This is a genomic window from Rhizobium sp. PRIMUS64 (assembly GCF_023006465.1).
Taxonomy (GTDB): Bacteria; Pseudomonadota; Alphaproteobacteria; order Rhizobiales; family Rhizobiaceae; genus Rhizobium; species Rhizobium leguminosarum.
Window position 1 is genome coordinate 1 of the sequence record NZ_JALBGX010000196.1, and the last position, 9,626, is coordinate 9,626.

Below are 9,626 nucleotides of genomic sequence, written 5' to 3' on the forward strand. Positions count from 1 at the left end.
CGCCGCGCGTTTCGCCGATCCGCACCGCTTCGGCGATCGCCGGAAAGCCGCCGACGCCCGACGCGATGATCGTTGCCGTGCGTTCGCGCTCGCCTTCGTCGGTCGGCATCCAGCCTGCCTGCTTTACCGCTTCTTCCGTCGCCGCCATGGCGAAGTGGATGAAGCGGTCCATCTTCTTCTGGTCCTTCGGCGTGATGTAACGGTCGGGATCGAAACCAGCGTCTGCATCTTCAGCGATGCTAGGAACTATACCACCCACCTTGGCCGAGAGTTCGCCGACGATATCCTCCGCCAGCACCCTCAGCCCGGATCCGCCGTCGAGAAGGCGCTTCCAGGCGGGCTCGACGCCGGTTCCGAGTGGCGAGACAAGTCCCATGCCGGTGACAACGATGCGATCCATTGTATTTTCCTCCGACAGCGCCACGCGTCTTTCAGACGCGCGAAGGACGCTGTAACTTTTTGAATTAATGCATCATTTCATCCGCAAATCGCTTCCGATTTTGAGGATGAAATGATGCATCAGGCGTCGATGCCGAGATACCAGGCGCGCATGCGGGCGATCCGCTCGTGCACTTCATCATCGGCGGCGGGGCCTGCAAGCAGGCTGGTGTTTTCGGGTGTCATTTGTTCGCCGGTCCGCGCATCGACCAGCATCGTCTCGCGCTCTCTGCCGGAAGCGGCATCGCCCAAGAGAAAGGCCAGGTCCTCTGCGGGGATGTGCCGGCTTCCCCAGGAAAACAGCGTCATCAGAACAGGAAAGAAATCACGGCCCTTGTCCGTCAGCAGATATTCGTAGCGGGCAGGGCGCTGATGGTAGAGCCGCCGTTCGAACAGCCCCTTTTCCGTCAGATGTTTGAGCCGCCGCGTCAGGATGTTCGGCGCCACGCCGAGGCTTTTCTGGAATTCGTCGAAGCGCGAAAGCCCCTGGAAGGCGTCACGCAGGATCAGCATGCTCCACCAGTCGCCGACGCTGTCGAGCGCGCGCGCCGCCGGGCATTTGAAATCGCTGAAGCTTGTTCGCTGCATGGCTGCTGTCATTATAGCAGTGACTATCATCATGCAAGTTACTATCTGGCGTCGCCCCCGAAAATGCGGGCGAGCAGAATTCCGGTGACGAGCATGCCGACCGCCACGAAGATCGTATCGCCCGGCGTGCCGATATAGAGCGGCCCGACATTGGCAAAGAGCAGGAAGGCGACGAGGAAATTCGCCCAGCCCCAGATGACATTGGCCGTCGGCGAGCCAAGCTTTGCCCCTTGCGCAAATGGGATGCGGAACGGCCTGCCACTGACGCCGTTGACGAAATGTGGGACGCCGTTGGTCAGAAATGCCGCGGCGATGAGATGGGCGATATAGGCGATCCAGGGCAAAGGCTTCTCCTGAGCTGCACGAGTGGCGTCAACGGAGAATGTGGCCGGGATTTCGGCTCCGGCAAGAGGAGGAGGCGCGACCGCCCGTGACGCTGTAGGCCCGCCGCCTGAAAGGCGACGGGCCGACCGGGTCAGACAAGCAGGATGTCTTTGAAGTGAAGTGCTGCGGAATTATCGAGATCCGCGACATGGATGGCCGCGCCCGCTGCGCTTCCATCTGCGTCAAAGGATAGAATGCCGCTCGCCTGATCGTAGATCAGCTTGTCATCAGCCTCCAGCGCTTTCGTTCCCAGCACGAAATTCTCATCCGAAAATCCGGATAGGCTGAGCGCGGCGAAAATCGAATGATCGAGCATCAGCTTGTCGCCCGCCGCGGAGGAAAAATCCCGGATCTTGTCGACGCTGACATTGTCGGGCTTCACATCGAAGACGAAGGTATCGCCTCCTCCGCCACCGGTGAGCGTGTCTGCACCGGCTTTCCCGAACAGCTTGTCATTGCCGAGACCGCCGGTCAGCTGGTCGGCGCCTTTGCCGCCATTGATCGTGTTGCTTCCGTCGTTGCCGGTGAGCACGTTGGCCGTGTTGTTGCCTGTCGCGCTGAGATTGGCCGTGCCGGTCAAGGCGAGATTCTCGATCGTTCCGGCGGTGTGCTTCTGGTCGGCCAGGTTGAACGAGGTCGAAGCCTTGACGGTGTCCTTGCCGGCCCCGCCTGTTTCATCGGCAAAATCGCCGGCATTGTCGACCACATAGGTATCGTTGCCGGCGCGCCCCGACATATGGTCCGCGCCAGTACTTCCGTCGAGAATATTGTTGCCGGAATTACCGACGAGAGTGTTTGCCAGGCCATTTCCCGTGCCGTTCAGATTGGCCGTGCCGGTCAGCGTCAGGTTCTCGACGTTTCCGATCGTGTGCGTCGTATCCTTGAGGCTGAAGCTGATCGACGACATGACGGTATCCGTCCCGCCACCCCGGCTTTCGTCGACGATTTGAGCGGAGTTGCTCACGGTGAATATGTCGTTGCCGGTGCCGCCATAGATATGGTTGGTTGCCGGCGGCGGGCTGGCACTGCCGCCTCCGATGTCGATGATGAGGGGATGGTCGACGACGTCAAGCGTCAGGGACGAGACGTTGCTGAGGCTTTTGATCGCCGTCGTTCCGGTCAGAGGGTCGAAGACCTTCACGGAGCCGAAGGATGCGCCGAGATTGACCTTGACGCCTGTCGTCGCGGCCTGGATGGCCGTGTCGGTGGACTGGTTCCAGATATCGGGCTCGTTCCAGATGATGATCTGGTAGCTTCCGTCCGATTTCTCCGTCAGCAGGCTGCGGGCCGAGGACGGCATGCCGTCGATCGAATAATTGAGGGTCCCCGCGCTGAAACTTGCCTTCTGAGCGCCGTCGTCCGCAAGGATTTCCGTTAGATTATGGATCGCCGTCGCAGCCGGCTTGGCCGAATAGTCGAGATGAAAAAGGCCGAAATGCTTTTCCTGATTGGTGCCCTGAGGATCGGAATAGGCATCCAGCAGCTCGTAGATGAATGTATTTTTCGATCCGAGTGCGGCGCCGTCCATCAGCGTGTTGAGCAGGAGCTTTGCCTGCGTCGCTTCACTGACGCCTTCCCAGCCGCCATTGGTGTCGGCAGTCAGCGAGGTGTGGTAACCGGTCTCGGTGATTGCCAGGGGCTTGCCCGGATCGGCAGCGCGCTGAACGCCGGATTCTCGGGAAAGCCACGAGTACGGCTGGTCGCCATCCTTCGCATAGGTATGGATCGTCGTGTAGTCCGAGGCGGAAGCGACGGTATATCCGGTAAAGCCGAGGACCGGGATATTTTTCAACAAGGGATCGGCGTTGACGGCGGCTGAGAGGTCCTTCTGATAGGCGACCGCTGCTGCCTGCCCGCTCAGGCCGTGATAGCTGACCGGCCAGTTGTTGACTTCGTTCGGGCCTTCGATGCCGACGACCGACCCGGGATGGGCCTGCACGAAATCATGCAGCCGCTGGGCCACGGTGGCGGGGTCAACTTCCCGCTGGGCGCTGAAGACGAATTGCACGCCGGCCTCTGCCGCATCGCCGAGATGCGTTTGGCCGTTGGGATCGGAAGCGGAGTTGGGGGCGTGATCGCGAACCGTATCAAGGCCAAGATAATCGAGAGCCTTAACAACTTCTCCGACATTGGAATATTTTCCGTCGGTGTAGTCGATATGCGTATCAATTCCAAAGGAACGAACAATATCGTTTATTCTAACGGCTTGAGCCATAAGCTTTTCTCCCGGTTTACGAGGGAAGTGGCAATGGGAATGAATCCCCATTTGTTGGCGCCAATTCGATTTAATACACGAGGAGGGTCGTGCGGCGATGACTCGTTATCCATGATATATTGTTGCGAATGTGGCTCAATTCGGATTGTATTTATTATGTAATCTGCGCTTGCATTTTTTTGTTAGGCATGGCTGATCATGCGCGAGTGGGACGGCCCATAGGCAGAGTCTGGCGAAATCCGACATGGTTTTGGAGGATGCGATGACCGTCAATGTTCAATTCCGGTTTCGCAGCGGCTTGCCATTATTGGCGTTCGACAATGTCCGTCTCCGCGGAAGTTGGGACGAGCAAGGTCACCCCTCGAATGATTGGACGTCTGTTCCTATGCAGCGCTCTCGTGACGAGGATGGCTATGATGTCTTTGTCATCAGGGTTCCCTTTCCCGATGACGAGATCGGCACGCATTTTCGATGGGGGATCGAACTGGGTCGACCCGGCGCTTCAAGCCTGTGGGCGATCGCCGGCGAATTGGACGACGAGGCCTCGTCGCGTCGCGAACGCTCGTTCGATCTCCAGCAGGGGATCGGGCCGCAGACCTATTATCTGACATGGATCGGCCGCCTGGGAGCGAACCGGGTTGAAAAGCGCGGCGCTGCCGATGGCATCCGCTTTTCGGTCTGGGCGCCGAACGCCCGGGATGTCTTGCTGGTCCTGGCCGATCCGGCCATCGGCTATATCGCCGATGACGGCACCGGAGCGGTCGCAACCATCAAAATGCGAAGAACCGTCGACGGATTCTGGATCGCCGAAACCGGCGACGATGATGGCCTTTTAGATTTCGACAGCATGGTCGGCACGCCGTACATGTACCGCGTTACCAAGGATGATGGATCGCTCGCCTACCGCACCGATATCTGGTCCCTCATGCAGATTGGCGCCGGAGACTTCGATCCCGATGGAGCAACCTATCACGGATCGCCGGCGGCATTGGACGGACCGCAAAGCTGTTCGGTCGTCTGCGACCCGAAGCGGGTGGTGCTCCCGTCCGGGCAGGAGCTTGCCGCCGAGGCGTTCTGGGCTGACGAATTCGCCGGAGGTCGAAAGCTTCCGGATCGGCTCGAGGATCTGGTGATCTATGAACTGCACGTCGGCGCCCTCGGTTTCGGCAAGGCCGCGCCCGGCACGCTTGATGATGCCATCGCCTTCGTCGAGCATCTCTCAGCGCTCGGCGTCAACGCCGTGGAATTGCTGCCGATCGCGGAATTCGAGACCCGGGCCAACTGGGGCTACGGCACGTCGCATTTCTTTGCCGCCGACCAGGGGGCTGGCGGCACCGACCGGCTGAAGATGTTCGTCAAGGTCTGCCACCAGCGCGGCATCGTTGTCATCCTTGATGTCTGTTACAACCATTTCGATCCGGATGGAGAGCGGGCGCAATGGGCCTATGATTCCAACGATCACACCCGCAATATCTACTATTGGTATGAGGGAGATCCCGGCGACTACGCCGATCCCAGAGGCGGCTACATCGACAACATCTCCACGGGGTGGGCGCCTCGCTTCGATGAGGAAGCCGTCCGCCAGCTTTTCATCTCGAGCGCTGCATTCCTCGTCTCCGTCTGCCATATCGACGGTTTCCGGCTCGATCAGACGAGTTCGATCCATCAATATCCGGTTCTGCATGCCGATGGCCGGCGTGCCGATCGGGCCGCCGCTTTCGGCGCCAAATTCCTGAAGCAGTGGACCCGCACGATGCGGCTGATCAAGCCACAGCTTTTCCTGACGGCCGAAGACTATTCGGATTGGTCGGCGATGACGGAACCAAGCCTGACCGGCGACGGACTCGGCTTCGATGCCACCTGGTACGGCGATTTTCATCGCAACCTCGTCGAATATCACGGCGGCGCACAGGCGCAGCTGTTGAAGAATGCCGGTTTCGGAGACAAGCGGGCTTTGACCATGTCGTCTTTTGCCGGCGCATTGCAGACGAGCGCGCGATCCAAGGTGGTCTACAACCAGTCGCATGACGATTGCGGCAATCGTGAAGGATCGGCACGAACGGCGGTTATTGCGGTCAATTTCGCGCCTGTTGTCGGCGAGACCCGGGCATGGGCGGAGGCGAGATCGAGGTTCGCAGCGGCGATGACGCTGCTGTCACCTGGGACGCCGATGTTTTTCATGGGCGAGGAAATCGGCGCCCAGAAGCCCTATCGCTACAATGATTTCCTCGAGAACCGGGAGAATATTCTCGGCGAAGCGGATGGTGACGGGGCAGGGATGATCAGCTGTTATCGCGATCTGATCGCGCTCAGCATCCACCAGGACGCCATTCGCTCGCGCAATATCGCCATTCCCCTGGTTCACGACGAAAATCGCGTGATCGCGTTTCATCGATGGGACGACGGCGAGGATTTCCTCGTTGTGGGGTCGCTGAACGACGCTCCCTTCGAACACGGCTACCGGCTGCACAGCGAACGTCTGGGGGATGATCTCTGGGAGGAGATCTTCAATACCGATGCTCACAAATATGGCGGCTGGAACGTCGGCAACGGCGGCGGAAGAATTCGAGCCACAGCAGGAGTGCTCGATGCCGTGCTGCCGGCATCAGGCGTTCTGGTCTTTCGCAGGCTGTGACGCGCCTCGCCCGGAACGGTCAGACGAAGCCGAACGGCAGATTTTCGACCTTCCTGTCTTTGCCGTAGTCGCGCTCATGCGGCGAGCGGCGGCGGCCGTCGCCGCGAGCGGACAGATCGATGCGGTTTTCGGCGAAGATCCCATCGGGCCAGGTGCCTGTGTCATGGCAATCGGCATCGAGCTTGGGGGCAAGAATTTTCAGGATCATTGGGTTCCTCCACGGCGCACCATCAACACTCGGAAAGGCCGTCTGGTTCCGTTTATAAACCCCGAATTATTAATAAATTAACCATAAAGCTTAAGAGCAAAGGTATCGCCGCATCGATCCCGTCATTCTCGCAAGTGACGCTAGTGGACGATTGATGACGAGGACATCGATGCCAGCATCCCTTCGGTCGCGCGGATCAGCCGCGCTGCGCGCGCCATCACCTCGGCCCCGGCCTCCGTCTCGGCAATCGCGGTTGCCATACTGTCCAGCCCGTCGGCCACCTGGAGCAGCTTGGGTAGCATGTCGGCTCGTCCGACCGCTTCGGTCGATCTGGCGAGCTTACGCAGCGCCTCCGAATAGCTCGATATCAAAGCGAGTCTCTCGTCTGCAGGAATATTGGAGAACGAGCGTTTCTCGGAAGGCGACAGCGGCAATTTCGGCATGGATGCGACATGTTGAACTGCGTGTGAACTCGAATAGTCGCTTTTTGTTCCGAGCTGGCCGATTATCCCGAGGACCGATCGCTTGCTTTGAAATGGAACTCCGGAGCTTGCTTGCCGTTGAGATGCATGAACACAGGAGGTTTCCATGCAGTTGATCGATACGCGAGTGACACAGGCCGGCGACATTTTCACCGTAGAATTTTTAGGCGAGGGAGGAGAATCGATTTCCGTCAAAATTGATAATTCTCACGGCGAGCTCGACGATACGACGGCGGTCGATCACGCCAAGGTCATGATGGTTCAGCTGACCTCTTTTGCCGACCGTGAAGCAGATGGCAGCATCAACCGTTACGATGCCTTGAGCAACGGCAATTTCGACGAAGGCAGCAAGGGTTTGATCGGCCAGCCGAGTGCGCGTTCGGCCGGCGACAGGCAAACGCTGGAGGAGGAGCTCAACGAGGGCCTCGAGGACAGCTTTCCTGCAAGCGACCCGGTCTCGGCAACGGTGTCGTCCATTCCCGCCAACGCGCCACGGCATTGATTTCGCCGCGATCTCAATTCCAAATGCAGGCGAAGGCTGCCCCGGTTTCCGCGGGCAGCCTTCTTCTTACATGACAGATTGATGTCGAAACTGAGAAACAGCTGAAAACATCAGGTGTGTGATTGACATGGGAGCCTTCTAGAGAGGGCACGAGAAGGGGGCGCGGGTGACGCGCTGCCGACGTCTCGGAGACGCGCCCATGAAAATCATTCAGATCACCGACACCCATTTCAGCCCCGACAAGCCGCATTTCAACGGCAACTGGGCGCCGCTTCTGACCTGGATCGAAGAGACCGGCGCTGACCTGATCGTCCATACCGGCGATCTCACCGTCGACGGCGCCGACAAAGACGCAGACATCACCTTTTCGATGGATCTGATGCGCCAGGTGTCGATCCCGATGCTGATCGTCCCCGGCAATCACGATGTCGGCCACCTCAAGGGATCGGACCAGCCTGTCAATGCCGAGCGGCTGTCCCGCTGGCGCAGCCTTGCCGGCGACGACCGCTGGCTGGAGGATGCGGCCGGCTGGCGCTTCATCGGATTGAACTCATTGCTTCTCGGTCATGAGGATGACGAGGAGGAGGCTCAGTTCGAATGGCTCCACCGGGCGCTTTCAGACAGGGGAGGCCAGCGCGTGGCGCTGTTCGCGCATAAGCCGCTCTTCGTCGATGCCCCCGACGAAGGCGATACCGGATATTGGAGCGTTCGCCCGGCTCAGCGCCGGCGGCTCTATGATCTGATCGCGGCTCATGACGTGGCGCTATTTGCGAGCGGCCATCTCCACTGGGCCTGGCAGGGGCGCTTTGACAATACCCAGCTGACATGGGGTCCGTCGGCCGCCTTCATCATCGACAAGATGGAGCGCGAGATGCCGGGCGAACGCCTGATCGGCGCAGTCGTCCACAAATTCGATACGAGAGTTGAAAGCACGGTCGTTGCCGTTCCCGGCATGACCGCATATGTGCTCGACGATGTCGTGCACGAGGTCTATCCCCAGGCGGTGAAGCAGCGGGAACCCGTCGAATGAGCGCGCTCTCGCTTCGCGGCATCACCAAGGCTTTCGGCGGCAACCAGATCCTCGATGGCGTCAGCCTGGATGTCGGAGCCGGTGAATTCATCGCGCTGGTCGGCCCTTCCGGCTGCGGCAAGAGCACGCTGCTGCGCGTCCTTGCCGGCCTCGATCATGCCGACCGCGGCGAGATCCTCATCGGCGGGCAGGACATGTCCGGCGTTCCGGCCGCCGACCGCAACATTGCCATGGTCTTTCAGTCCTACGCGCTCTATCCGCATCTGACGGCGTTACAAAACATTGCAGTGCCCTTAGCGATGCGCCGGCTGTCGAGAATGCAGCGGCTGCCCTTCATTGGGTCGTTGATGCCGGGCCAGCGCGCCACCCGTGCGGCGATTGCCCGCGACGTCAGGGATATGGCGACATCACTGAAGATCGATCACCTGCTCGACCGCAAGCCCGGCCAGATGTCAGGCGGCCAGCGCCAGCGCGTGGCGCTTGCCCGCGCCATGGTGCGCCAGCCGAGCATCTTCCTGATGGACGAGCCGCTCTCCAACCTCGACGCCAATCTGCGTGTCCACGCCCGCGGCGAGATCGTCGACCTGCATCGCCGCGCCGGCGTGCCGACGCTCTATGTCACCCACGACCAGGCGGAAGCGCTGTCGATGGCAGACCGCGTCGCCGTGATGATGGGCGGAAAGTTGCTGCAGATATCAAGCCCTGAGGTCATCTATGACGATCCCACCCATATCGAGGTCGCCCGCTTCATCGGCCAACCGCGCATCAACCTGCTGCCGGCCTTTGCCGAAGGCGGCGTCATTCTCTGCGGCGGCCTGCGCCTGACTCTTGAAAATGCACCCGACAGAAAGATGCCGGTCACGATCGCCATTCGCCCCGAATTCGTCTTTCTTTCCAAAAACCGGCATGACGGCCTCGCCGCCCGGATCGAACGCGTCGAATTCCTGGGCTCCGAAGTCATCCTCCATTGCCGGCTCGAAGCGATCGGCGAGACTATCGTCGCCAAGGTTCAACCGTCGGAAGCCTCCGGCCTTGTTGCCGGCGATTCGGTCGGGCTGCGGCTTTCGCCCGGCCGTACGCTGATCTTTGCCGAGGACGGCAGCCGGCTGCCCGGCGGCGTTGCTGCTGGTGATGCCTGGCTCGG

Annotated in this window: 10 protein-coding genes; 4 read left to right on the forward strand and 6 right to left on the reverse strand. The window is 60.1% G+C overall.

Features of this window, described 5'->3' with window-relative positions:
• From MOV76_RS36620 to MOV76_RS36635, 4 genes are all read right to left on the reverse strand, one after another.
• Positions 1 to 400, reverse strand: a 400-nt coding sequence (locus MOV76_RS36620) for a beta-ketoacyl synthase N-terminal-like domain-containing protein (RefSeq protein WP_309506824.1), incomplete at its 3' end; no start/stop codon positions are given.
• Between the two features lie 119 nt (positions 401 to 519).
• A complete protein-coding gene (locus MOV76_RS36625) occupies positions 520 to 1,026 on the reverse strand; it encodes a helix-turn-helix domain-containing protein (RefSeq protein ID WP_247266385.1) in 507 nt (168 codons plus the stop codon).
• A gap of 41 nt (positions 1,027 to 1,067) precedes the next feature.
• Positions 1,068 to 1,370, reverse strand: a complete 303-nt coding sequence (locus MOV76_RS36630) for a hypothetical protein (protein WP_027684706.1) — start codon at positions 1,368 to 1,370, stop codon at positions 1,068 to 1,070.
• Between the two features lie 131 nt (positions 1,371 to 1,501).
• A complete protein-coding gene (locus MOV76_RS36635; RefSeq protein WP_247266386.1) occupies positions 1,502 to 3,625 on the reverse strand; it encodes a calcium-binding protein in 2,124 nt (707 codons plus the stop codon).
• Between the two features lie 262 nt (positions 3,626 to 3,887).
• Here MOV76_RS36635 and MOV76_RS36640 point away from each other — a divergent pair, with 262 nt between their 5' ends.
• The gene (locus MOV76_RS36640; RefSeq protein ID WP_309506828.1) at positions 3,888 to 6,260 is read left to right on the forward strand and encodes an alpha-amylase family glycosyl hydrolase; all 2,373 of its coding nucleotides are present in this window, start codon (positions 3,888 to 3,890) and stop codon (positions 6,258 to 6,260) included.
• A gap of 19 nt (positions 6,261 to 6,279) precedes the next feature.
• Here MOV76_RS36640 and MOV76_RS36645 read toward each other — a convergent pair whose 3' ends face one another.
• Together MOV76_RS36645 and MOV76_RS36650 are read right to left on the reverse strand one after the other, a co-directional pair.
• Positions 6,280 to 6,468, reverse strand: a complete 189-nt coding sequence (locus MOV76_RS36645; protein ID WP_018242026.1) for a hypothetical protein — start codon at positions 6,466 to 6,468, stop codon at positions 6,280 to 6,282.
• 140 nt (positions 6,469 to 6,608) lie between these two features.
• Positions 6,609 to 6,911: a hypothetical protein gene (locus MOV76_RS36650; RefSeq protein WP_247266388.1), complete on the reverse strand. Its 303-nt coding sequence runs from the start codon at positions 6,909 to 6,911 to the stop codon at positions 6,609 to 6,611.
• A 145-nt stretch (positions 6,912 to 7,056) separates the two neighbouring features.
• Here MOV76_RS36650 and MOV76_RS36655 point away from each other — a divergent pair, with 145 nt between their 5' ends.
• From MOV76_RS36655 to MOV76_RS36665, 3 genes are all read left to right on the forward strand, one after another.
• Positions 7,057 to 7,452, forward strand: a complete 396-nt coding sequence (locus tag MOV76_RS36655; protein WP_047621845.1) for a hypothetical protein — start codon at positions 7,057 to 7,059, stop codon at positions 7,450 to 7,452.
• 199 nt (positions 7,453 to 7,651) lie between these two features.
• Positions 7,652 to 8,482, forward strand: a complete 831-nt coding sequence (locus tag MOV76_RS36660) for a metallophosphoesterase (RefSeq protein WP_113544170.1) — start codon at positions 7,652 to 7,654, stop codon at positions 8,480 to 8,482.
• Positions 8,479 to 9,626: ABC transporter ATP-binding protein (locus MOV76_RS36665; RefSeq protein ID WP_247266389.1), on the forward strand; the 1,148-nt coding region annotated here is incomplete at its 3' end. The genes MOV76_RS36660 and MOV76_RS36665, both read left to right, overlap by 4 nt.